This window comes from Catenuloplanes niger (assembly GCF_031458255.1).
In the GTDB taxonomy this organism is placed as follows: Bacteria; Actinomycetota; Actinomycetes; order Mycobacteriales; family Micromonosporaceae; genus Catenuloplanes; species Catenuloplanes niger.
This window is the reverse complement of sequence record NZ_JAVDYC010000001.1, coordinates 8,711,370-8,734,152: the sequence shown is the minus strand read 5'-3', so window position 1 is coordinate 8,734,152 and position 22,783 is coordinate 8,711,370. Positions and strand designations below refer to the sequence as shown.

The following is a 22,783-nucleotide window of genomic DNA, read 5'->3' as shown; positions in this document are numbered from 1 at the left end:
CGGCGCATCCCATCACAGAACCGTGGACGCCGCTGCCCCGGCGCCGTACGCGATACGCTGCCGGACGGCTCCGTCTGTCTCTGGAGGAACGCGCATGTGCCGCAGCATCCACCCGTTGCACAACTTCGCTCCGCCCGCCACCCCGGACGAGGTGCACGCCGCCGCGCTGCAGTACGTCCGGAAGATCGCCGGGACCACCAAGCCGTCCCAGGTCAACCAGGAGGTCTTCGACCAGGCGGTCGCGGCGGTCGTGGCGGCCACCCAGGCGCTGCTGGACGGGCTGGTCACCACCGCGCCGCCGAAGGATCGCGAGGTGGAGGCCGCGAAGGCCCGGGCCCGCGCGGAACGGCGCTACGCCTCCTGAACCCGGGCCGCCGGTGCCGTGGGTTCCGGTGCCGTGGGTTCCGGTGCCGTGGGTTCCGGTGCCGTGGGTTCCGGTGCCGTGGGTTCCGGCGTCCCGGTCGGCGGGATCCGGGCGATGACGACCCGGGTGGCCAGCGCCGCGGTCAGGAACAGCACGCCGAGCAGCGCCCAGCCCGGCGTGCCCAGCTCGATCGCGGTCGCGGTCACCACCAGCGGCGCCACCATCGCACCGAGCGCGAACCCGGTGCCGTAGACGCCCTGGTACGCGCCGATCGCACCGGCCGGCGCCAGCTCGAAACTGATGCTCCAGCCGGCCGCGCTCGAGGTGATCTCGGCGAGCGTGTGCACGGCCGCGGCCACCAGCAGCGCCAGCACGGCCGCGATCGCGGGCAGCTCACCGGCGACCGCCCAGAGCAGGCAGGCCAGCGCCATCAGCCAGCCCGCCCAGGTCATCGCCCGAGCGGCGCCGCGCAGATCGGCCGTGCCGCGGCTGAGCCGCACCTGCAGCGCGATCACCAGCGCGGTGTTGATCAGCAGCAGCGGTGACACCAGCACGTCCGGCGCCTCGGTGTGGTGCACCACCCAGAGCGGCACCGCGATCTCGTACACGGCGAACTGCATGCCGAAGATCCCGTTGAGCGCGGCCAGGAGCAGGAACCTCCGATCACGGTACGGGCCGGCGACCCGCGGTCCGGCCGGGCCGTCCGGTGCGGGCCGCGCGTCGATCCGCGCCGCGGGCAGGCCGAGCAGCAGCACCGCCGACCCGAGGAACAGCAGGCCCGCCGCCACCATCGTGACCCGGTAGGCGTTCGCGCTGCCGATCGCCAGCGGGATCGCGGCGAGCGCGGTGCCGGCCGCGATGCCCGCGTTCGTCACCGTCCGCATCAGCGCCCGGATCCGTACCCGTTCATCGCCCCGGAACGCCCGGCCGATCGCGGCGGACCGCACCGAGGCGCCGCCCTGCTGCGCCAGCATCACCAGCGACGCGACCAGGATCAGCGTCGGCAGGTCCCGGACCAGGACGTACCCGGTCAGCGCGCCGCCCTGCAGCACGTGCAACGCGACCAGCATGCGGCGCGAGCTCCACCGGTCCGCGAGGTGCCCGAACGCCAGCGAGCCGAGCACGCCGACGCCCCCGGCCACGGTCAGCCCGACCCCGACGGTCACCGCCGGGAGGCCGGCCACCCCGATCAGGTAGAGCGAGGTGAGCGTGAAGAACGCGCCCCGGCCGACGGTGTCGACCGCGGTCACGGTGAGCAGCCGGCGGAGGGTGGGGTCGTCGCGGACGAGCGCGGTTGTCGTGGTCACCACCCAGTTCTGCCCGACCGCGGCCCGGCACGGAATCGATGTAGCCTGGAGCTTAATGATCAGGTACGTGCTGGAGCCGTCGGACGTGACCGCGATCCGGTTCGGCGTCTCCCCGCTCAGCGAGCTGGGCATGGGCCTGCGGGCGCTGCGGTTCCCGGAGGCGTACCCGCTGCAGCGCCCGTGGATGGAGCGGATCGCGCCGGTGCTGCCGCTGCTCGACCTCGCCCCGCTGTACGCGCTGGTCGACGACCGCCGCTGGGTGGCCGACTTCGTCAACCCGCGCCCCGCGTCGCCGCTGACCGTCATCGACGACGAACTGGCCGCGCTCGCCCGGATCACCCCGGAACGGCTGCGCACCGACCTGGAACGGGTGCACGGCACCGTCCCCGGCGTGTTCCGCGGTGACCACGCGACGGTGGTCCGCCGCATGATCGACGCGCTTGCCGCCGCGTGGCGCCTGTGCTTCGCGCCGTCCTGGCCGCGCATGCGCGCGGTGCTGGAGGCCGACATCCTGCACCGCGGCCGGGTCGCGGCCGGCGCCGGCCTCGGTGCCGCGCTGACCGGCCTGTCCCCGCGGGTGACCTTCGACGGCCGGCACCTCGACGTACGCCTGGCCTCGGGGCTGTCCGGGCTGCGCCCGGTGCGGGGCGAGGGCGTGACGCTGGTGCCGTCGATGTTCGTCAACCGCGCCTGCATCACGGCCGACGACACGCTGCCGCCGGTCATCATGTATCCGGCGCGCGGCCAGGGCGCGATGTGGTCGACCGCGACCGCACCGGACGCCGGCGCCGTCCGCGAACTGCTCGGCGGCGCCCGGGCCACGCTGCTGGCCGCGCTCGGCGAGCCCGCCTCCTCCACCGAACTGGCACTGCGGCTCGGCGTCACCACCTCCGCCGTCAACCAGCAGCTGCGCCTGCTGTCCCGCGCCGGCCTGCTCAACCGCGCCCGCTACGGTCGCAGCGTCCTCTACTACCGCAGCGACCTCGGCGAGTCCCTCGCCGGCCCGGCCACGCACCCACACTGAGCGGCGGCGCGCCTCCCACGCGCGTGGCCGGACCACCGGTCCCGGGTGAGCACCGTCGGCCGGGGCTCGCCGAAGCCGCCTCGGCGCCGCGTCGCGGGTGGCGACGGGAGACAATCGCACGATGCCCGAGGTTCCGTTCGTCACCACCCCACGCACTCTCGGCGAGCTCAGCGCACTCCGGTACCGGTTCGCCACCGCCCGCCGCGGCGACGCCGAGGCGTGGATGCGCGACGAGCTGCTGCTGGTGTCCTTCGCCGGCACCTACGGCACCGGCAGCGCCGGCAACGGTGACGCCGCGTTCATGCGCGCCGTGCTGGCTCTCGCGCGCCGGGCGTTCGCCCCGGCCGGTGTCGTGCTGGACCTCCGTGACGTGGAGTACCACTGGGGCGACATGATGGCCTCGGTCCTCAACGACGCCGTGCTCGGCGGCGTCTCCCCCGCGGTCGTGGTGTCCGGCACCTGCCGGCCCGCCATGACCGGCCTGGTCGAGGCCGAGCTGGGCGAGGACCCGGCCGCCTGGCTGTTCGACGGTGTCGACGACGCGCTGCGCGCCGTCGACACCCGCGTCCATCAGGCGCGCGCCGAGGCCGAGCGGCGGACGCGGGAGGCCCGGCTCCGCGGCCTCCGGCACCCGGACGAGCGCTCGGCCGCCGGCAACGACCGGGAGTAGCTGCCGGCCGGGCGGCCCGCAGTAGCTGCCGGCCGGGCGGCCCGGCGGGCGTCGTGGACCGTGTCGGCCCCGCCGGCCGCGGCCCGGGCCGCCGCGGGCGGCATGCCGTATTCGAGGACCGCGGACCGCCTCCCACAATATGTCGGTGAAACCGATTCAACGGACGTATTCCAGACAGTGGAAGTGATCATCCTATTCGGTTGAATCGATGGCTTGACGGTGCAATGCTGGCGGTGCAGCCATCGATATCAGCGCGCGTCACGGGGGCGCTACGAAGGAGCGGATGTGGTTGACCATGGCAACCTATCGGACCGAGAGGAAGAAGTTCTCATCCACCTGTCCCAGGGCCTGACCTATCTCCAGATCGGCCGTCGAATGGGGATAGCCCACAGCACGGTGGACACCTATCTGCGCAGGATCCGCGCGAAGACGGGAATTCGCAACAGCGCCGAACTCGTACGATTGGGTGTGCAACTGGAAACGCGCTGCGAAAACGCTGAGTAAATCGCAGCGACGTCACCCCGGTGTCGAAAAGGACACCGGGGTGACGTGCGGTACGGCAGGTTCAGCAGCCGGCCGAGGACCGGCGGGACGACGCGATGGTGAATCGGATCGGACCCCCCGGGCCGCCGATGTGTCCCGGCTCCACACAGCCCTGCGAACCGGTGAAGTTCGGGCCGGTGTAGAGGTGCCATGTCACCGTGTCGCGATTGGCGAACCACCCGGTGTTGCCGTGGACGGCGATCGCCGTACCCGGGAAGACGTCGTCGCGCAGGTCGGTGTCGGACTGCCGCAGGTCCAGCACCAGGGCGGTGTTCGTCCGGTGGAACAGGCCGAACTCGCCGCTCTCCAGCGTCCCGTCACGCTCGGCCGCGTGCGCCGGCGCCGCCACGCCCACCGCGGCGACCACCGCGACCGCACCCGCGCCCCACCACGTCCTTCTCATCGCTCTCCCCCTCGTCAGCTCAGCGCGGCGGCCGCCACCCGGTCGCGCGCCGCGATCGCGTCCAGCGTCGCGTCGAAGTTGTTGGACTCCTTGTCGATCTCCCGCGTCTGGTAGGCGGACTCCACCGTGTAGAAGATGCCGACCAGGTTGGTGCGCTGCTTGCAGCCGACGTCGGCCACGGCCACTGCGGTCTCCTGCGCGCTCGCCTTCCCCTCGGCGAACGCCGGGTCCCCGGCCGGGGCGAACGGGTCCGCATAGGAGTATCCCGCCTCGGCCATGCACCGCGACCAGGCCACGAACGCGTTGCGCACCCGGCTGTCCTCGCGGGACTTCTTGAACGACCACTCCTGCAGGTCCGTGCCGCGCCGGTAGTCGGCACCCTCCGGGATCTCCGCGTTCAGGTTCCGGCCGGCCTCGGCCAGGCAGCCGCCCTCCGGAACCTTCTGGCCGTTCACCTCGGACCGGCCGTCACCGCCGAGCACCGTCTCCGCGTCGGCGTCCAGCGCCGGGCGTTTCGCCTCCGGCTGTCGCGCGGGATCGCGGTCGCCCAGGCCGTAGCCGTCCGCGCGGGCGAGCTCCAGGTCGGTGATGCCGTACCGGCGGTCGGTGAGGCTCCGTGGCCCGTACGCGTCGCCGTCGACCGGATCGACGTCGTACGCCTTGCCGAACCGGGCCATGCAGCGCTTGATCAGCTCGATCTGCGCGACCCCGATCCGTTTCGCCTGCTCCGGGGTCGGCATGTAGTCCTGTACCGGCAGCTTGAGGTCGCTGGCGTCCGCGATGACCGGCACGTCGCCGATCTCCGGCTCGCCGCCGTCGTCCGCGGCCGGCGTCCCGCATCCGGCCGTCACCAGCACGGCGACCAGCACCGCGGCCGCGCCCCGTCGAAAACTCATCTCTCCCCCGTCCGGCGGTATGCTCAGGGCACCGCCGCTCCGCCCAATTGCGGTGGGCGGAGCGGCAGCCGGGCCGCAGCCCGTCTCAGCAGCCGACACTCAGCTGCCGGATGCTCAGCTGCCGACTGCGCGGCAGCCGATGCCTCAGCAGCTGGTGCTCAGGTACTGCGCCGACGAGATCCGGTTGCGGAACGTCGTCGAGGCGTTGCCGATGTGCCCCGGGTCCAGGCAGCCGTGCGAGCCGGTGTAGCCCGCGTTGGTGTAGACGTGCCAGATGAAGCTGTCCCGGTTCCAGTACGACGCCGTGTTGTCGTTCGCCGGCGTGCTCGTGCCGGGGAAGTAGTCGTTGGCGAAGTTGTCGTCGTCGGTGTAGAGGTCGAGCACCGGCCCGCCCCGGTTCGGCGAGTAGTACAGCCCGAACTCGCCGGCCTCGACGACGCCGTTCTTGTGAGCGGCACCGGCCGGGCCCGCCAGGGCCAGGGCCGAGACCAGCGCGACGCCGAGCGCGCCGGCCATGTGCAGTCCCCGCTTGTTCATGGTCCTCCCTCGGAAGATGTCCGTTCTGGACACGGGAGATGTTTCCGCGATCGCGGTCGGCTGCACAGTCGCGAGGATTCGTTTCTTGACTCGTTCCAGCCTCCGGTGTAGAAGACCGGCAGGCCGTCACCCGGTCCGGTGGACGACGAGCAAGGCGATGTCGTCGGCCGGCTGCTCGAGGCCGAGCAGCGTCATGGTCTTGGCGCAGGTCTCCTCGGCGGAGCCGGGGTGGACGGCGGCGGTGAGCCGGGCGATGCCCTCGTCGATGATCTCGGTGCGGCGTTCGACCAGGCCGTCGGTGTAGCAGACGAGCAGCGCGCCCGGCGGCAGCGGGATCATGGTGGTGCGGCGCGCCCGGTGGCTCGGGCGCAGGCCGAGCGGTGCGTCGACCGGGGTGGTGACCGGCGCGGCGGAGCAGCCCGGGACGGCCAGGACCGGTGGCAGGTGCCCGGCCAGCGAGAGGTCGACCCGGGTGCGGTCCGCGCTGATCACGGCGTACGCGACGGTGGTGAGGCTGCCGGCCTCGAAGTGGTGGACCTTGTGGTCGAGGTGCGTGAGGACGGTGGCCGGGTCGGCGGAGATCAGCGCGTAGGCGCGCAGCGCGCTGCGCAGCCGGCCCATCACGACGGCGGCCGCCAGGCCGTGACCGGAGACGTCACCGATGACCAGCCCGAGACGGTCGCCGGGGAGCGGGAACACGTCGTACCAGTCACCGCCGACGCCGGCGTCGTGGCCGGGCACGTAGCGGGCGGCCAGCTCCAGGCCGGGCACGTCCGGCAGCCGGGTCGGCAGCAGGCTGCGTTGCAGCGCGAGCGCGGCCTGATGGTCGAGGCCGCGCGTGCCGGCCACGGTGGCGGCGCCGATCCGGTCCGCGCACAGGGCGAGCAGTTCGACGTCCTCGGCGGTGAACCGGCGCGGCGTGCGGGTGCCGACGTGCAGCACGCCGACCACCTCGCCGCCGGCGAACATCGGCACACCGAGCAGCGACCGGACACCCGCCTCGATCAGGACCGGGCTGACCACCTCCGCGGCGGTGACCTCGGCGATCATGACGGGCTCACCGGTCGACGCGACCCGGCCGGCGAAACCGGCGCCGACCGGGATCCGGATGCGGCGGCGCACCTCGTCCTCCAGCCCCTTCGCCGCGACGACGGCCAGCTGGCGGGCGTGCCGGTCGAGCACCAGCACCGCGGCGGTCTCCGCGTCGAGCACGGTGCGGGCGCGGTCGAGCAGCACGTCGGTCAGCTCCGCGCCGCGCAGCCGGGACAGGCCGGTGTCGGCCAGGGTCTGCAGTCGGCGCAGACGCTGTTCGACATCGACATCTCTGGGCGCCGGCACGTGCCTGATCCTACGGCCGGCAGCCCGCGCCGGTGGGGAGGGCACGGGGGTGACGAGCGCAGCGGCGTCCTCCGTGCGGTGCGCGGTCAACCGGCCCACGACCGGCCACGGTACGCGGGTGATCACGCCACCCTCCCGGCCACCGACGCGGCCACCGACGCGGTCGCCGCGCCGACCTCCCGGCTGCGGACGTCGCCGGACACCACCCGCCCGCGCGTGGACCCGGCCGCGGACGCAGCCGGACGCCGTCCGCCCCGGCCGCGGGCCGCCGCCGGGGCGCGCGGTGGCGGGTCAGGTGCGTACCGTCCGGCGGACCTCGGCGAGCAGGTCGACCTGGGTTCGCCAGTCGGGGCCGGACACACCGGCGACCAGGTGGGTGGCACCGGACGCGGCGTATCGCGCCACCCGGTCCGCGGCCTCGGCCGGCCCGCCGGTGAGCGGGATGTCCGCGGCGTCCCGGGCGGTGTGCCGGTAGGCGGCGGCGATCCCGGCCGCCAGGTCGGCGCGGGTGGGCGTGCCGGGTGCTTCGCCGAGCGCGGCCACCGCGCCGATCGTGATCGTGAGGTGGCGCGATGCCGTGCCGAGCAACCGTTCCCGGCCCGCCGCGACCGCGTCCGGGGTGATCAGCGACGGGAACCAGCCGTCGCCGAGCCTGGCCGCGCGGTCGATCGCGACCGCGGAGGCGTTGCCGACCCACAGCGGCGGCACCCGCACGCCCGGCGCGAGCGTCACCGGCGCACCGTCCGGCAGCGTCACCGGCGCGCCGGTCAGCAGGCGGGGCAGCAGGCGCAGCGCGGTGTCGGTGCGTGGGCCGCGCTCACGGAACGGCACACCGGCCGCGGCCCACTGGGCGGGCCCGCCGCCGGAGCCGACGCCGAGCAGCAGCCGGCCGCCGGAGACCAGTTGCAGGCCGGCGACCGCCTTCGCGGCCCAGACCAACGGCCGGAGCGCCGGTACGAACACGGACGCGCCGATGCCGATCCGGTGGGTCGCGGTCGCGGCGACGGCCAGCGCGACGGTGCACTCCACGGTCGGCGCGCCGGTCGCGAGGTGGTCACCGTGCCAGACGCTGTCCAGGCCCGCGTCCTCGGCGTGCCGGGCCGCGGTGGCCAGGTCCAGCCGGTCGCGGCGCTGGACCTCGACCGAGGGCAGGACGACGCCGATCCTCATGCGACCAGGACGACCTTGCCGCGGCCGTGGCCGGTCTCGACCTCGCGGTGCGCGGCCGCGGCGTCGGGCATCGGGTAGGTGCGGCGGATCGGGAAGCGCAGCTCGCCGGCGGCGTAGCGGGCCGCGAGCTCGGCGAGACGGGCCGCGGAGCGCAGGTTCTGCGTGGTACGGATGCCGAGGTCGGCGGCGCGGCCGTGGTCGACCAGCGTGAGGATGCGGGAGCGGTCCGCGCACAGGTCCAGGGACACGTCGAGGGCCTCGCCGCCGGCGCCGTCGAGGACCAGGTCGGCGCCGTCCGGCAGCAGCGCGCGGAGCCGGTCGGCGAGGCCGGGACCGTAGACGACCGGTTCGACGCCGAGCGAGCGCAGGTACTCCTGGTTGGCGGCGCTCGCCGTACCCACGACTCGGGCCTGTGATCCGCGGGCCAGCTGGACGGCGACCCCGCCGACGGCCCCGGCGGCGCCGTGCACCAGCATCGTCTCGCCGGCCGCGGGACGCAGCAGCTCGTGTGCGATGTGGGCGGTCTGGGCGGCGCCGCTGAACCCGCCGGCGACCTCCCACGGCATCGCGGCCGGCTTCGCGGTCAGCTGGGTGGCGGGGACCACGACGTACTCCGCGGCCGCGCGCGTGAACCCGAAGCCGAGCACCTCATCGCCGACCTCGAAGCCGTCCGCGGGCTGGTCGACGACGCCGGCGAACTCGTTGCCGGGGATGCCGGGCAGCACCGGTGTCAGCCAGACCGGGGTGAACCCGGACCGGACCGCACAGTCGATCGGCTGGACGCCGGCCGCGCGCACCCGGACGCGCACCTCCCCCGGGCCGGCCCGCGGCGTCTCGACGTCGTCCCACTCCAGCACCTCGGGCCCGCCGGTCCGCCGGTACAGCACTGCTTTCATGTCTCCCCCTCGCTCGTCGGGGGTCAGTCTCGAACCTCAACCGCGCGTGAGGTCAAGGCACGGAACAGTTCGTGCGGGCCGAGGAACGCGGCCACGAACCGCGGGTCGAGGTGGCTCCAGCCGGGCTCGCCGGTCAGGTTCGTGGTCTGGCTCGCGTAGGCGGCGATCGCCTGCCGTTTCGCGTCCAGGAACGGGCCGGCCGGCACGCGCAGCCAACCGGAGCGGGCCGCCGCCCACGCCCACAGCCGCGCCCGGTCGGCCGCCGCGGCGGCCGGGAAGACCGGAGCCTCGAACCAGGCCCAGACGGGGTACGCGAACGCGCGCACCGGCCCGGCGGCCAGCCCGGCGTGGTGCAGCGCCCGGTGGTCCGGGTGCGCGTCCTCGCGGCACGGCAGCAGCACGTGGCCGGGGCGGCGGTCCTCGAACAGCGCGCCCAGCCGTGCGGTGAGCGCGTCCCGGTTCGCGGTCAGCGTGCCGTCCGGGAAGCCGAGCTGGACCACGTCGGTCACGCCCAGCTCGGTGCAGGCCGCGTGCAGCTCGCCGGTGCGCAGCCGGGCCAGGCCGGTGGCGCTGAGCCGGGCCGACGTGGTGCTGCGGGCGCCGTCGGTGGCCACGACCACGGTGACCGGGTCGCCGTTCGCGCGGGCACGGGCGATCAGCGCGCCGCAGCCGAACGTCTCGTCGTCCGGGTGCGGGGCGAGGACCATCAGCGCGCGGCCGGTGAGCGTGTCCGTGGCGTCGGCCGCGCGCGCGGCGACCCGGCGGCGCCAGCGCGTCCCGGACGCCTGCACCAGACGCCGGGCGACGCCCCGCACCGGGGAGCCGGGCCGGCCGCTCACGGCCGGCCCCGCCGGTTTCGGCTCACCGTCGGCCCCGGCCGGTCGCGGCTCACCATCGGCCCCGGCCGGTCGCGACTCACCGTCGGCCCCGCCGGTCGCGGTCCGCCACCGAGCGATCCGGGCCGCCCGGCCGGTCGTCCGCTGCCGCCGGTGCCGGGCCGTCCGACTCGGTCCACTCACGACCGTGCGACGTCGATGTCCGCTCCCGACGGTCGGCCGCCGCTGTCGGTTCCCGGCCACCCGTCGCCGCCGGCCGCTGTCGGCCTTCCGCCCCGTCCGTCCACTCCCGACCTGCGACGGTCGGATTCCGCTCGGAGCTCTCCGCGGCCGCCGTCCGCCCGCGGTCATCCACGGCCACCGCCGGATCGCGGCCGTTCGCGACCGCCGGATCGCAGCCGTTCGCGGCCGCCGTGCGGCGCCGGCCGTCGCGGACCGCGGTGTGGATCACCCAGGTGTAACCGGCCGCGAGCACGATCTCGCCGGCCAGCAGAGCGCCGCCGATCCAGAGCAGGCCGTACGGCGCGACCAGCCAGCCGCCGGCCACGGCGATCCCGTAGGCGGCGCCGGAGAGCAGGCACAGCAGCCGGGTTCGGCCGGCGACCAGCAGCAGCGTGCTGCCCACGTAGCCGACCGAGTTCAGCGCGTTCGCGACCGCGAGCAGGATCAGCAGCGGGTACGCGTCCGCGTACACGTCGCCGAACACGCGCAGCAGCGGCCAGCCGGCCACGATCAGCAACACCAGCAGCGGCAGCTGGGTCAGCGCGGTCAGCCGCAGCACGCGGGGCAGGTGGTCGCCGGCCCGCCCGCCGTCCGCCTGCGCCTCCGCGAACAGTCCCCGGCCGACCGCCTGCGGCACGAACAGCAGCACGCTGGCGACCAGCGCCGCGATGTAGAACCGGCCGGCGGCCTCCGCACCGGCGCGCGCGGTGACCAGCGCCGGCATCAGCAGCGTCGGCAGCATCAGGATGATCGACGACAGGTGCGTGCCGATCGAGTACCGCCACATGTCGCGCAGCCGCCGCACGCTGCCGGCCGCCCGCAACCGGAACGTCCGGCCGAGCACCACCAGGTTCGGCACCAGCGCGACCGCGAACGCCAGCCAGTACGCGCCGAACACACCGAACGCGCCCAGCCCGGCCAGCAGCCCGGGCAGGACCAGCCGCAGCGCCACGACCAGCACGTTGCGGGACAGGATGTGCCCGGTCCGCCGCAGCGCCACGAACACGTTGTCGTAGAGCATGCCGAGCGCGGCGGCCACGGTCAGCGCCACGAACACGGCCGACCGGGCCGGGGTCAGCTCGGCCGCGACGCCGGGCAGCAGCACCGGCGCGGCCAGCACGAACCCGGTCGCGCCGGCGGTCGCGGCGGCGGCGACCAGGAACACGCCGGTGTTGACCGTGCGGGCCGGGTCAGGCCACCGGTCCAGGTAGCGGATCAGCGAGTTGTTCATGCCGAGCAGCGCGACGTTGGCCAGCAGCGTGGAGACGGAGATCAGCGCGCTGGCCTCGCCGACCGCGGCTGGGGTGAACAGCCGCGCCACCATCTGCCAGAACACGAACCCGCCGCCGGCCAGCGCGACGGTGGCGGCGAGCAGCATCACGGAGTTGCGCAGCAGGCTGTCGTCCCGCAGCCGGGCCAGGACGCCGGCGCGGGCGGGTTCGCGGGTCATCGCGGTCGTGTAGGCGGTGAGGACCGCGGTGTGGTGCGCGGCCATGCCGAAGTCGTCGCTCAGCGCGCGCCCGGCCGTGCCGAGCCGGTCGCGCAGCGGCGCGTTGCCGAGCAGCAGCCCGGCCGCGCCGGCGAGCGCGTCCGGGTTGCCCGCCGGGACCAGCAGGCCGGTGCGGCCCGGCGTGATCAGCTCACCGAGCGCGCCGACGTCGGAGGCGACCACGGCCCGGCCGGCGGCGAGCGCCTCGAGACAGGTCAGCCCGAAACCCTCGGGCCAGATCGACGGTACGGCGACCACGTCCGCCGCGGCGATCCGGGCGGCGACGGCGGCCGGGTCGAGCCAGCCGGTCAGCTCGACCGCGTGGCCGACGCCGAGTTCGTCGATGCGGCGGCGCAGCGACGGCAGCAGCGGCCCGTCGCCGCAGATCGTGACGCGCGCGCCGGGTGCGATCTCCAGCAGCCGCGGCACGGCCTCCACCAGAACCTGAGGACCCTTCGCGGGTACGAGCCGGCCCGCGAACACCACGCGGCCGCCGGCCCGGTCCGGTCCCGAGCCGTCGTCCGCCGTGGCCGGGCCCGGCTCCGGTCCCGCCGCCGGGCCCGCGGGCGGAGTGGGGACCGCGGGCGGAACGAGAGCGGCGGTCGGGGTGGGTACCGCAGGTGCCCGCACCGGAACCGCCGGGACTCCGCCGGCAGAAGCCGCCGATACGGCCGGCACGGAGGCCGCCGGCGCGATTGGCGTGAAGGCCACCGGCGCGGTCGGCGTGAAGGCCACCGGCGCGGTTGGCGTGAAGGCCACCGGCGCGGTCGGCGTGAAGGCCGGTGTCACGGTGGTGAGGCCGTTCGGCACGATCACGGTCGGGCCGCCGGCCAGGCCGGCGATGTAGCGGCTCGGCGCGATCCGCAGGTCGACGACGCGCAGCGCGCGCCGCCAGAGCGGGCCGAGCAGCACCGAGATCAGCAGCAGCCAGAGCCGGCCGCGCCAGGTGAGCCGGGCCGGGGAGTCGGGCCGCTGGTAGGCGGCCGGCATGCAGTACCGGGCGGTGCGGCGCAGGAACGGCTCCGGCCCGTGCAGCGTGTGGACGGTCGGCACGCCGGCGAGCGCCCGCAGCGCGCTCGGCGAGAGCAGGCCGACCGTGTGCAGGTGGACCACGTCCGGGCGCCACTGCCGGACCTCGGCGACGAGCGCGTCCGCGGCGGCCGGGTTGCGGACCAGGCCGGCGAGGCGGCGCCACCACGGCCCGCCGGTGCGCTGCGGCCAGGTGACGTCGCTGAACCGGACGCCGTCGCCGTCCCGGTCGCTGGACAGCACCCGGACCTGGTGGCCCCGGTCGCGTTGCACGGCGGCGAGCGCGGCCGCGAGGCGCTCGGCGCCACCGCACGTGGTACCCAGGTTGATCACGTGCAGGATGCGGACGGCGGCGCTCATGCGGGGCTCCACACCTGGAGGCTGCCGGCGGTGGCGAGCAGCGTGCGCCCGCCGGTCAGGCAGCCCGGCGGATAGGTGTAGCGCACCACCCGTTCGCCGATCACCGCGGTGGTCACGCCGTCCGCGCGGACGGCCAGGTAGGCGTCGCGCCAGAGCACGCCGGGCGCGATGCCCTCGACCGGCTCCAGCTCCGTGTAGGTGCGCAGCAGCGCGGACACCCGGCTGTCGGCGAGCAGCGGCGCGCCGGGTGGCAGCGCGCGTTCGACGGCGGCGGCGTCGCGGGCGTGCGCGTCCGTGGCGTACCAGGCGTGGTAGTAGGGCCCGGCGTCGGCGAGGTTCAGTTGTGGCGGGTATCCGCCGGTCAGCCGCGGAACGAGGCCGCTGGTGGAGGCGAGCACCACGATGACGAGCGCGGTCGCCAGGCCGGACCGCGCGGTCGCCGTCAGGCCGGGCAGCGCGCACAGCGCCAGCAGCGCGGCCGCGCCGAGCAGCGGCAGCATCTGCTGGTAGAGGCGCAGCAGCCCGTAGGAGTCGGTGATCTGCGGTGCGATCACGGCGACGCCGAGCAGCACCAGCGCGGCCGTGCCGAGTTCGGCGGCGACCCGGACCGTGGGCCGCGCTCCGTGCGGTCCCCCGCTCGTGACGGACCCGGCGTGCCGGCCGCGGCGCGGGAGCAGCCCGGCGTCGCGCACCCGGCTCGTGAGGGACGCGCCACGGCCCACGACGGTCCCGGCGCGACCGCTCGGGAACGATCCGGCCGGGTCCGCGGCGCCTCCCGATCCGGTGCCGATCGCGCGGTTCGTGGGTGGCCCGGTGCGGCGTGAGCGCCACCAGAGCAGCGCGCAGCCGGCCACCGCGCCGCCCAGGAACAGCAGCATCGCCGCCTGCCGCAGCAGCGTGTTCGCGGCACCGGGGGCCTGGAGGGAGCGGCCGAGCCCGGTCGGCGGCAGCGCGTCGGCCGGCAGCACCGTGGGCGGGCAGGCCGCGTCCGGTGCCAGTTCCCGCTCGGCGCCGAGCACCTCCACATAGGACGTCAGCGCGGCCCGGTCGTCCGGTGCGTCCGTGCCGGGGCGCAGATAGCGGGTGGAGTCGGACAGGACGGCCGCGCGGGCGCCGATCGCCCGGCCGGTCTCGGCCAGCCCGGTCGCGAACGCGGGCGCGCTGCCGGTGCAGACCGCCCAGCCGACCAGCATCACGGCCAGCGCCCCGGCCGGCCACGCCAGCGCCGGTGGCCGGCGCACGCCGTCCGTGGTGGCGGGCACCCGCCGGCGGATCAGCCGCAGTGTCGCCGCGACGGACAGCAGCGCCACCGCGACCGCGGTGCTGGAGTAGTGCGACACGGTCAGCCCGGCGGCCGCGATCAGCAGCAGCGCGATCCGGGGGCCGCGCGGCCCGCGGGCGTCCAGCAGCGCGAGCAGCAGCACCAGGAAGAACAGCAGCGCCAGCTCCTGCCGGTTCAGCATCGGCATGTCGTTGACGAACGTGGGGAACGCGATGAACAGCCCGGCCGCGAGCACCGCGGCGACCGGTGGCAGCAGGCGCCGGGCCAGCAGGAACGCGCCGACCGGGGCGAGCGCGAAGATCAGCTGGTAGACGACCCGGAACACGTCCAGCGGCGCCGTCCCGAACAGCCGGGTGAGGAACGCCGGCAGCGTGGTCAGGCTCAGGCAGGAGTTGTAGCCCGGGTAGGTGCCGCCGGGCCGCCATCGCCCGGCCTCCAGCACGTCCACCAGCACGTGGTACTCGATCTTGATGTCGTGGCCGGTCACGCCGGTGCCGCGCAGCGACGTGCCGAGCAGCACGGCGAGCCCGGCGAGGTACAGCGCGGTCACCGCGACCCCGGTGCGGCGCCGGCCGGCCGCGTGCGCCGCACCGGCCACCGCGGCCAGCACGGCCGCGAGCGCGGCGAGCGACACCTGCGGCCCGTCACCGGCGTTGAGCCGCGCCGCGCCGAGCGCCGCGAGCAGCACGGCCACCGCGCCGGCACCGACCGTGGCCGCGGTCACGAGGACGACCGGGGCCGGGCTCCGACCCACCGGCACCCGGCCGTCCTCGCCGGCACGGGCGTGATGGCGACCGCGCACCGCAGCCGCCACAGCCAGCACCACCAGGGTGAGGTCCAATCCGATCAGGCAGTCGAGCGGGCTGAGCCGGCCCGCGAGTGCCAGCGCGGTCGCGGTCGCCAGCAGCACCGCCAGCGACATCACGACCGCGAGGAAGAGCAGCTCGACGCCGCGCCGCCGGACGCCGAGGGCGCGCAGCAGCAGCGCGCCGGGCAGCAGCACGACCAGCGGCAGCCCGACCGCGGTGCGCGGCACGGCCGGCGCGCCGGCCAGCACCAGCGCGTGCAGCAGCACCAGCGCGGTCAGCGCCACCACGGGCAGCGCCGGGAACGCGCGCCGGGGTGGTGCCGCGACCGGGCGCTGCAGCGTGAGCGTCATCCGCGCACCCGCCGGTAGACGCGCTCGACCGCGTCGGTCGTGGCCGTCCAGGTGAAGTCCGCGGCCCGGCGCGCGGCCGCGCGGGACAGCACGGCCCGCCGGCCGGGGTCGGCCAGCAGCGCGCGGATCGCCGCGCCGAACGCGGGCCGGCGCACCGCGAGGACCGCGTCGCCGCCGGCCTCGACCAGTTCCGGCAGCGCGGTGCAGACCACCGGCGCGCCGGTGCTCATCGCCTCCAGCAGCACCAGCGGCAGCCCTTCGTGGGTGGACGGCATCAGCACCGCGGTGGCCCGGCGGTACTCCTCGGCGAGCGCGGGCGCGTCGAGCCGGCCGAGCATGGTCACGGTCCGCAGGCCCAGCTCGGACACCCGGCGGGCGACCGCGTCGCGCAGCGGGCCGTCGCCGGCGATGCGCAGCGACACGTCCGGCGGCATGGTGCGCATCGCCTCCACGGCGGCGAGCGGGTCCTTCTGCGCGGTGAGCCGGCCGGCGAACAGCAGCGTCCGGTCGGCCCGGTCGGCGAACGAGCCCGGCGCGAACCGGTCCCGGTCGACTCCGTTGCGTACCACCGCGATCCGGGTGTCGTCGACGCCGAACGCGTCGGCGAGTTCCGCCCGCATCGCGCCGGTCAGGCAGATGACCGCGTCCGCCGCGCGCAGGAACCGGGCGTACAGGTGCCGCAGGTACGGCGCGAGCAGCACCTGCCCGGCCGCGGACGACGGGCGCACCATGAGGTGGACGTGCACCACGTACGGGATCCGGCGGCGGTGGGCCGCGAAGCGCACCATCTCCGGCAGCACGGCCAGGCCGCCGTGCACGTGCAGCACGTCCGGCACCGGGGTGTGCCGCCGCAGCCGGCCGGGCAGCGCCGGGATCACCGGCGTGTTGCCGACCGGCAGCGCGCGGTCCCGGACCACGCGCAGGTTCCCGTGCCGTTCGTCCGGCGGCGCGCCGTCGCTCGCGGACGTGTAGACGGTGACCCGGTGCCGGGCGGCCTGCAGCTCGGCGAGCCGCTGCGCGACCAGTTCCTCGCCGCCGAGGTGGGGCGGGTAGTGGCCGGCGACGTGCACGATCTCCACGTCAGACCGCCGGGCGGGCGAAACCGGCGAGCATGCCGAGTCCCCAGGCCGCGTTCTTGACCAGCCAGCCGAGGAACATCAGCGGCAGCAGCCAGGGCGCGGGCCGCCGGAACGCGGCAACCACGGCGGTCTCCGCCGCGCAGAACGCCGGGTAGGCCAGCAGCCACACCGGGCCGAGCAGCAGCGCCAGCCCGGCCGTGCCGACCAGCGCGGCGCTGGCCGAGTAGTCGACCAGCCGCACGTGCCCGGTGTGCCGGGTGTAGCGGGCCTTCCACATGCCGTACCGGTACATCTGACGCAGGTAGCGGCGGGGCGTGGCGCGGCTGGCGTGCCGGACCCGGGCCTCGGGTGCGATCACCCAGCGGCGGACGCGGTGCGCGAACTCGATGTCCTCCGCGTACACCCACCGCTCGTCGAAGCCGGCGCCGCCGGCGCGGTCGCGGTGCACGGCCAGGTTCGCGCCGCAGACCAGCAGGGAGCCGGTGGCGGCGGCGGACCGGACCGCGCCGTCGTTGACCGCGATCGCACGCGCGAACCGGGTGGCGTACGCGGTCTCCACACCGCCGCCGACGACCGCGGCGTCCGGGTGCGCGGCGAACGCGGCCTCGATCCCGGCGAGCCAGCCGGGGTCGGCGCACGCGTCCGAGTCGAGGAACGCCACGATCGGCGTGGTCGCGGCCGCGAGCCCGATGTTGCGGCCGCGGGAGATGTTGCGGGCGCCGTTGCGCAGCACCCGTACCGGGACCGGGCTGTGTGCCGCGAACGCGGCCGTGATCTCGAGGGTACGGTCGGCGGAGTCGTCGTCCACGACGATGATCTCCACCGGTCGCGGGTCCTGTTCCGCGACGGACCGCAGGCACGCGTCGACGGTCTCGGCGCTGTCGTAGGTCAGCACCACCACGGTGAGCGTCATCGGGTCCCTCCGGCCGGCACCGCCGGCGTGTCGTCGTACAGGCGCAGCAGCGCGTCGTCGGCGGCCGCCGCGTCGAAGTGCCGGAGTGCGAACGTGCGGGACCAGGCGCCCATCCGCCGGCGCAGCGCGTCGTCGGCGAGCACGGCGTCGATCGCGGCCCGGACCGGTGCGGGCTCCGGCGCGACCAGGCGCAGCAGCGCGCGGTCGACGTCGTAGTCGTCGTAGCGCGGGCTGTCGGTGAGCACCACGGGCAGCCCGGTGGCCATCGCCTCGCGGGCCACGATCGGGAACACCTCGCCGCGGGACGGCAGCACGAACACGTCCGCGAGCCGGTAGAGGCCGGGCAGCCGGTCCGGGGACACCGGCCCGAGCCAGGTGGCGCCCGGCGGTATCGGCCCGGCCGGGGTGCCGGAGCCGGCCAGCACCACGTGCCGGCCGGGACCGGCGGCGGCGAGCACGCTCTGGTACCCCTTGTTGGCGATCATCCGCCCGACGAAGAGCACGATCCTTCCCTCGGCCGGCAGGCCCCAGGCCGCGCGCAGCGCCGGGTCCGGTGGCCCGGGCGCGAACGTGTCCGTGTCCACGCCGATCTCCGCGCGCGCGATCCGGTCCGCGGGCACGCCACCGGCCCGCAGGTGCGCCACGACCCGCGGGTTGTAGGCGACCACGGACCGGCAGCGCGGCCAGATCAGCCGGCCCGCGACCGTGCCGACCGTGTGCTCGACGCCGCGGACCAGCGGGTGCGGGTGGGTGGCCGGGCCGACGTGCTGGGTGGCGAACAGCGGCCGCCCGGCACGCACGGCCAGCAGCGCGGCGGCCTGCGGCGGCTGGTACAGCACGTCGTGCACGTGCACCACCTCCGACCAGGTCACCAGCCGGCGCAGTCCGTGCCAGAAACCCGCGCCCATCAACGGGTACGGCACACCGGTGCGCCGCTCGACCGGGTTCGCCGCGGGCAGCCGCCAGACGGAGAACCCGTGCTCCCGCGCGTACTCCGGCAGGTGCGGGTCGACGCGGCCGGTCGCGACCGCGACGTCGTGCCCGTGCGCGGCGAGCACGCGTGCCTGCCGGTGTGCGACGGCCTCGACGCCGCCGATGTGCGGCGGGAAGTAGCTGGAGACGATCAGGATGCGCACGTCAGTCCCGTGCGTGCCGGTCGGCGTGCGCGGCGGTGCCGGCCGCGGGCACGGTCGCGGACAGCAGCGGACGGCCCGGGGCGGCGTGCGCGGGCGCCCGCCGGCCGTTGCGCAGCCGGGCCGCGATGAGCTGGCTGAGGTTGCCGATGCCGTCGACCACGGTGCGGTTCTTCGTCTCGCCGCCGCGCGGGTAGTAGGAGATGGGGATCTCCGCGCACCGGAAGCCGCTGCGGTACGCCTCCACCTTCAGCTCCTGGGAGAACGCCATGCCGCCGGAGCGCAGCCGCATCCGGTCCAGCAGGTGCCGCCGAAAGATCCACATGCCGGACTGGGAGTCGCGGAACGGCACCGCGAACAGCTGGCGGGTGACGAAGCTGAGCGCGTGGTTGCCCCAGATGTGCGAGCGGGTCATCGACTGCGGGTCCAGCCGGGCCAGCCGGTCGGTGGTGAGGAAGTCCAGCCGGTCGGTCTCCAGCCGGTGCACCGCCTCGGGCAGGATCTCGAACGGGTACGTCAGGTCCGCGTCCCCGGTCGCGATCACGTCGCCGACGCAGTTGGCGAAGCCGGCCCGGTACGCGTTGCCGTAGCCGCGGACCGGCTGCACCAGTACCCTGGCGCCGTGCTCGCGGGCCAGCCGCCCGGTCTCGTCGGTGGACGCGTTGTCCACGACCAGGATCTCGACGTCGTAGCCGGCCGCGCGCAGCCGGGCCGCGGGAATGGCCGCGATCGTCTGCGGGATGTTCTGCTGCTCGTTGTACGCGGGGATGATGACCGATACGGTCGCCATGATTCTCCGTTTCAAGGCAGTGAGCATCGAGAAACAACAATGTAATAGTTGCTCCACACCATTCCAGGCGCATCCGGGGTCTCGGGATGCAAATTTGCGAGTCAGCAGCTCGCATGCCTGATGGAAGTCCGCCCCCGTGCGGAAAAGTCGTTGGGGGTCCCCCTTGCCCGTGCCGGAAACAACGGCGAGTAACGCAGCGATACCGTAGTGCACATCGGACAGGTTGAACAAGGAACGTCAATGTTAATTTCGGTTGCCACACCGTTCTCACACGTGAGACCGGTTCACGAATAGAGGATTTTCATGATTCGGTCCGGACGACGCCGGGCCCGCACCCGGGCCCGGTGGGCGATGGCCGCCGTCGTCGCGCTGGTCCTGCCCGCGGCGCTGCTCGTGGCGGCCGGCGGCATCCCGGCCCGGCGCGCCGCCCCGCCGCCGGCCGCACCGGCCGCCCCACCACCGGCACCCGCCCCGCCGGCACCCGCGGCACCCGCGCCCGCGCCCTGGTCGTCCGCGCTGCTCGGGACGGCGCCCGGCCCGTCCGCCCCACCGGCGGCCCCGGCCGCCCCGGCGGCGAGGCGGGACCCGCGGGCCGGGGTGGCGATCCCCGGTCACCGGCTGCTCTACGCCGACCCCGGCCCGGACCTGGACCGGGTCGCCGCGCTCGGCGCCGGCTGGGTGCGCTTCGACGCGGCCTGGTCGGAGATCGAGGTCGCGCGCGGCACGTTCGACTGGTCCCGGCTGGACCGCGGCGTCGACGCCGCCCGGGCCCGCGGCCTGGACGTGCTGCTCATCCTCGGCAGCACCGCGATCTGGGCCCGCCCACCCGGCACCGCGTGGAACCACGGCCCGGCGACCGCGCCGCAACGGGCCGGCTTCGCCGCGTTCGCGACCATGGCCGTGCAGCGCTACCGGGGGCGGGTCGGCCACTGGGAGATCTGGAACGAGCCGAACCTGCCGGTCGCCTGGAGCCCGGCACCGGACCCGGACGCCTACGCCGCGCTGCTGGCCGAGACCTACCGGGCGATCCACGCGGCCGACCCGGACGCGGTCGTGCTCTCCGGCGGCACCGGCGGCGGCGCGACCGGCGTACCGACGCTCGACTGGTACCGCGCGCTCTACGACCGCGGGCTGCGGGACGCCTGCGACGCCGTGGCCGTGCACCCGTACCCGGACGCCCCGGCACCGGACAGCGGCGAGATGGCGACCGCCCGCGAGGTCCGCGCGCTGATGGACGCGAACGGCGACGGCGCCACGACGCTCTGGGGCACCGAGACCGGCGCGCCCACCGGCGGCCGCCCGTCGATCGGCGAGAGCGCCCAGGCCGACCTGCTGCCCGACCTCTACGCGCTGTGGACCGGCGAGATCCCCGGCACCGGCCCGCTGCTCTACTACACGCTGCGCGACTTCGGCGGCGCCGACCGGGAGGGCCACTTCGGGTTGCTGCGCGCCGACGGCACCCGGAAACCGGCCTACGACTCGTTCCGCTCCCGCGGCTGACCCCCGGGGCGCGGCCGGACGGCGCCGAGGCCGCACGTGGCGCCACGATGCCGACGACGCGGCACGTGATGATCGCCGAGGACCCCGCTGAGCGCCGCTCTCAGGATCGGCTGTGATACTCCGTACCCGCTGGTCGTGAACGTGATCGGGGTTCACGAACGGCCGACCTCGGAGGAGACGCACGGCATGACGGTGGACATCACGGCGCCCGCACCTGCGGAGACGCGGGCGCGACCGGCGCGACCGCGGCTCACCGGCCGCCGGCTCGCCGTGCTGTGGCGGGTGCCCGTGGCCGTGACCGGCGGCGTCGTGATGGACCTCGGCTTCCCGGGTCTGGGCTGGTGGCCGCTGACGCTGGCCGGCGTGGCGCTGGTGCTCGCGGCCGTCGACGGGGTGCGCTTCCGCGCCGGTGCCGGGCTCGGGCTGCTGGCCGGGCTGGCGTTCTACCTGGTGCACGTGTCGTGGAGCGGGCTCTACCTCGGCCCGGTGCCGTGGTTCGCGCTCTCCGCGTCGCAGGCGGCGAGTTTCGCGGTGGGCTGCGGGCTGATCGCGGTCGCGTCCCGGCTGACCGCCTCGGTGCTGCCGGGCCGGCGCGGCGCCTTCCTGCTGTACCCGCTGCTGGCGGCCGGGTTGTGGGTGACCCGGGAGGAGGTCGCGGCCCGCTGGCCGTACAACGGCTTCTCCTGGGGCCGGGTCGGCTTCTCGCACAGCGAGGGCCCGCTCGCGCCGCTGCTGTCCTGGGTCGGCACGTCCGGCCTGTCGTTCGTCCTGGTCGCGATCGCCGCGGCCGCCTTCCAGATCGTTCGCGCCACGGTCCGCGCCCGGCGCGTGCGCGTGGCCGCCGGGCACGACGCGGACCGCGCACCGGCGGACGCCCCGGGCCGGCGCCGCGCGCTGCCGGTCCCGGCGCTGGCCGGCTGGTCACTCGCGGTGCTCGCGCTCGCGCTGGTACCGATCGCGCACGTGCCGGCGACCGGGGAGATCACCGTGGCCGCGGTGCAGGGCAACGGGCCGGCCGGGTACTTCACGAAGAAGACGCGCGGGGACCTGCTGGCCGCGCAGGAGCTGGCCACCGCGCCGCTGCTGGGTCAGGACGTCGACGTGGTGGTCTGGCCGGAGGACGGCGCGGACCTCGACCCGCTGCGCTACCCGGAGGGGCAGACCCGGATCCGGCAGCTCACCGAGGCGATGGACGCGCCGCTGGTCTTCGGCACCATCACGAAACGGGACGGGCAGTACTACAACACCAGCCTGGCCTGGGAGCCGGGCGCGTCCGCGCCGTCGGACCACTACGACAAGAAGCGGCCGGTGCCGTTCGGTGAGTACGTGCCGGACCGCGCGTTCTACGCCGCGATCGTGCCGGACCTGATCGGCATGGTCGCCCGCGACTACGTGCCCGGCACCCGCGAGGGCGTGCTCGAGGTGTCCGGGATGCGGCTCGGCTCCGCGATCTGCTTCGACATCACCGCCGACGACGTGATCGCCGACCTGCCGGTCCGCGGCGCCCAGGTGATCCTGGCCCAGTCCAACAACGGCGACTTCGGCACCACGGACGAGAGCGTGCAGCAGCTCGCGATCGCCCGGGTCCGCGCGATCGAGACCGGCCGCGACGTGGTCAACGTCTCCACGGTCGGCACCAGCGCGATCATCGCGGCGGACGGCAGCACGATCGACCGGCTGCCCACGTTCCGGGCCGGCGCCATGGTGCAGACCGTGACGCTGCGGGACGGGCTGACGCCCGCCACCCGGCTCCGCGTCGTCCTGCCGGTCGCGCTGGCCGCCGCGTCGCTGCTCACGCTCGCCGCGCTCGCCGCACTCCGGATGCGGCGCGCGTCCCGCTGAG

The 22,783-nt window shown here is 75.3% G+C and carries 20 protein-coding genes; 6 read left to right on the top strand and 14 right to left on the bottom strand.

All coding sequences use genetic code 11. The features are described from left to right. Positions 1-94: 94 nt before the first annotated feature. Positions 95-364, top strand: a complete 270-nt coding sequence (locus tag J2S44_RS38360; RefSeq protein WP_310424751.1) for a DUF2277 domain-containing protein — start codon at positions 95-97, stop codon at positions 362-364. On the opposite strand, the gene J2S44_RS38355 is transcribed toward J2S44_RS38360, so the two are convergent. Next, the gene (locus J2S44_RS38355; protein WP_310424749.1) at positions 352-1,674 is read right to left on the bottom strand and encodes an MFS transporter; all 1,323 of its coding nucleotides are present in this window, start codon (positions 1,672-1,674) and stop codon (positions 352-354) included. The genes J2S44_RS38360 and J2S44_RS38355 overlap by 13 nt on opposite strands. A 52-nt stretch (positions 1,675-1,726) precedes the next feature. On the opposite strand from J2S44_RS38355, the gene J2S44_RS38350 reads away from it, so the two are divergent. The 3 genes from J2S44_RS38350 (at position 1,727) to J2S44_RS38340 (ending at position 3,869) form a co-directional block, all read left to right on the top strand. Beyond that, positions 1,727-2,695, top strand: coding sequence for an ArsR/SmtB family transcription factor (locus J2S44_RS38350; protein WP_310424747.1), 969 nt, complete (start codon positions 1,727-1,729; stop codon positions 2,693-2,695). A gap of 121 nt (positions 2,696-2,816) precedes the next feature. Then, positions 2,817-3,365: a hypothetical protein gene (locus J2S44_RS38345; RefSeq protein WP_310424745.1), complete on the top strand. Its 549-nt coding sequence runs from the start codon at positions 2,817-2,819 to the stop codon at positions 3,363-3,365. A 285-nt stretch (positions 3,366-3,650) separates the two neighbouring features. Next, positions 3,651-3,869: a response regulator transcription factor gene (locus tag J2S44_RS38340; protein WP_310424743.1), complete on the top strand. Its 219-nt coding sequence runs from the start codon at positions 3,651-3,653 to the stop codon at positions 3,867-3,869. A gap of 61 nt (positions 3,870-3,930) precedes the next feature. Here the strand turns inward: J2S44_RS38340 and J2S44_RS38335 are convergent, their stop codons facing one another. From J2S44_RS38335 to J2S44_RS38275, 13 genes are all read right to left on the bottom strand, one after another. Further along, positions 3,931-4,311 carry a hypothetical protein gene (locus J2S44_RS38335; RefSeq protein ID WP_310424741.1) on the bottom strand — a complete coding sequence of 127 codons (381 nt, stop codon included), beginning with the start codon at positions 4,309-4,311 and terminating at the stop codon, positions 3,931-3,933. Between the two features lie 14 nt (positions 4,312-4,325). Continuing rightward, entirely contained in the window at positions 4,326-5,207 is an 882-nt protein-coding gene (locus J2S44_RS38330; RefSeq protein WP_310424739.1) for a hypothetical protein, read from the bottom strand. A gap of 144 nt (positions 5,208-5,351) precedes the next feature. Beyond that, the gene (locus J2S44_RS38325) at positions 5,352-5,744 is read right to left on the bottom strand and encodes a peptidase inhibitor family I36 protein (RefSeq protein WP_310424737.1); all 393 of its coding nucleotides are present in this window, start codon (positions 5,742-5,744) and stop codon (positions 5,352-5,354) included. 126 nt (positions 5,745-5,870) lie between these two features. Continuing rightward, a complete protein-coding gene (locus J2S44_RS38320) occupies positions 5,871-7,082 on the bottom strand; it encodes a PP2C family protein-serine/threonine phosphatase (RefSeq protein WP_310424735.1) in 1,212 nt (403 codons plus the stop codon). 291 nt (positions 7,083-7,373) lie between these two features. Beyond that, on the bottom strand, positions 7,374-8,252 hold the full coding sequence (locus tag J2S44_RS38315) for an LLM class flavin-dependent oxidoreductase (RefSeq protein WP_310424733.1): 879 nt from the start codon (positions 8,250-8,252) through the stop codon (positions 7,374-7,376). Next, complete coding sequence (locus J2S44_RS38310; RefSeq protein WP_310424731.1) at positions 8,249-9,148, bottom strand: NADP-dependent oxidoreductase; 900 nt, start codon at positions 9,146-9,148, stop codon at positions 8,249-8,251. The genes J2S44_RS38315 and J2S44_RS38310 overlap by 4 nt, the downstream gene beginning before the upstream one ends. Positions 9,149-9,171: 23 nt before the next feature. Further along, complete coding sequence (locus tag J2S44_RS38305) at positions 9,172-9,987, bottom strand: PIG-L deacetylase family protein (protein WP_310424729.1); 816 nt, start codon at positions 9,985-9,987, stop codon at positions 9,172-9,174. Positions 9,988-10,063: 76 nt separating this feature from the next. Beyond that, positions 10,064-13,084 (bottom strand): glycosyltransferase, encoded by a 3,021-nt coding sequence (locus J2S44_RS38300; protein ID WP_310424726.1) that lies wholly within the window; start codon positions 13,082-13,084, stop codon positions 10,064-10,066. After that, entirely contained in the window at positions 13,081-15,525 is a 2,445-nt protein-coding gene (locus tag J2S44_RS38295; protein WP_310424724.1) for a glycosyltransferase family 39 protein, read from the bottom strand. The genes J2S44_RS38300 and J2S44_RS38295 overlap by 4 nt, the downstream gene beginning before the upstream one ends. Next, a complete protein-coding gene (locus J2S44_RS38290; protein WP_310424722.1) occupies positions 15,522-16,604 on the bottom strand; it encodes a glycosyltransferase family 4 protein in 1,083 nt (360 codons plus the stop codon). The genes J2S44_RS38295 and J2S44_RS38290 overlap by 4 nt, the downstream gene beginning before the upstream one ends. 1 nt (position 16,605) lies before the next feature. Continuing rightward, a complete protein-coding gene (locus tag J2S44_RS38285) occupies positions 16,606-17,517 on the bottom strand; it encodes a glycosyltransferase (RefSeq protein ID WP_310424720.1) in 912 nt (303 codons plus the stop codon). Then, positions 17,514-18,653: a glycosyltransferase family 4 protein gene (locus J2S44_RS38280; RefSeq protein ID WP_310424718.1), complete on the bottom strand. Its 1,140-nt coding sequence runs from the start codon at positions 18,651-18,653 to the stop codon at positions 17,514-17,516. Before J2S44_RS38280 ends, J2S44_RS38285 begins: the two co-directional genes overlap by 4 nt. Before the next feature lies 1 nt (position 18,654). Further along, positions 18,655-19,440, bottom strand: coding sequence for a glycosyltransferase family 2 protein (locus tag J2S44_RS38275; protein ID WP_310424716.1), 786 nt, complete (start codon positions 19,438-19,440; stop codon positions 18,655-18,657). 303 nt (positions 19,441-19,743) lie between these two features. On the opposite strand from J2S44_RS38275, the gene J2S44_RS38270 reads away from it, so the two are divergent. Next, positions 19,744-20,940: a cellulase family glycosylhydrolase gene (locus J2S44_RS38270; RefSeq protein WP_310424714.1), complete on the top strand. Its 1,197-nt coding sequence runs from the start codon at positions 19,744-19,746 to the stop codon at positions 20,938-20,940. 186 nt (positions 20,941-21,126) lie between these two features. Next, the gene (lnt, locus tag J2S44_RS38265; RefSeq protein WP_310424712.1) at positions 21,127-22,782 is read left to right on the top strand and encodes an apolipoprotein N-acyltransferase; all 1,656 of its coding nucleotides are present in this window, start codon (positions 21,127-21,129) and stop codon (positions 22,780-22,782) included. Position 22,783 lies beyond the last annotated feature (1 nt).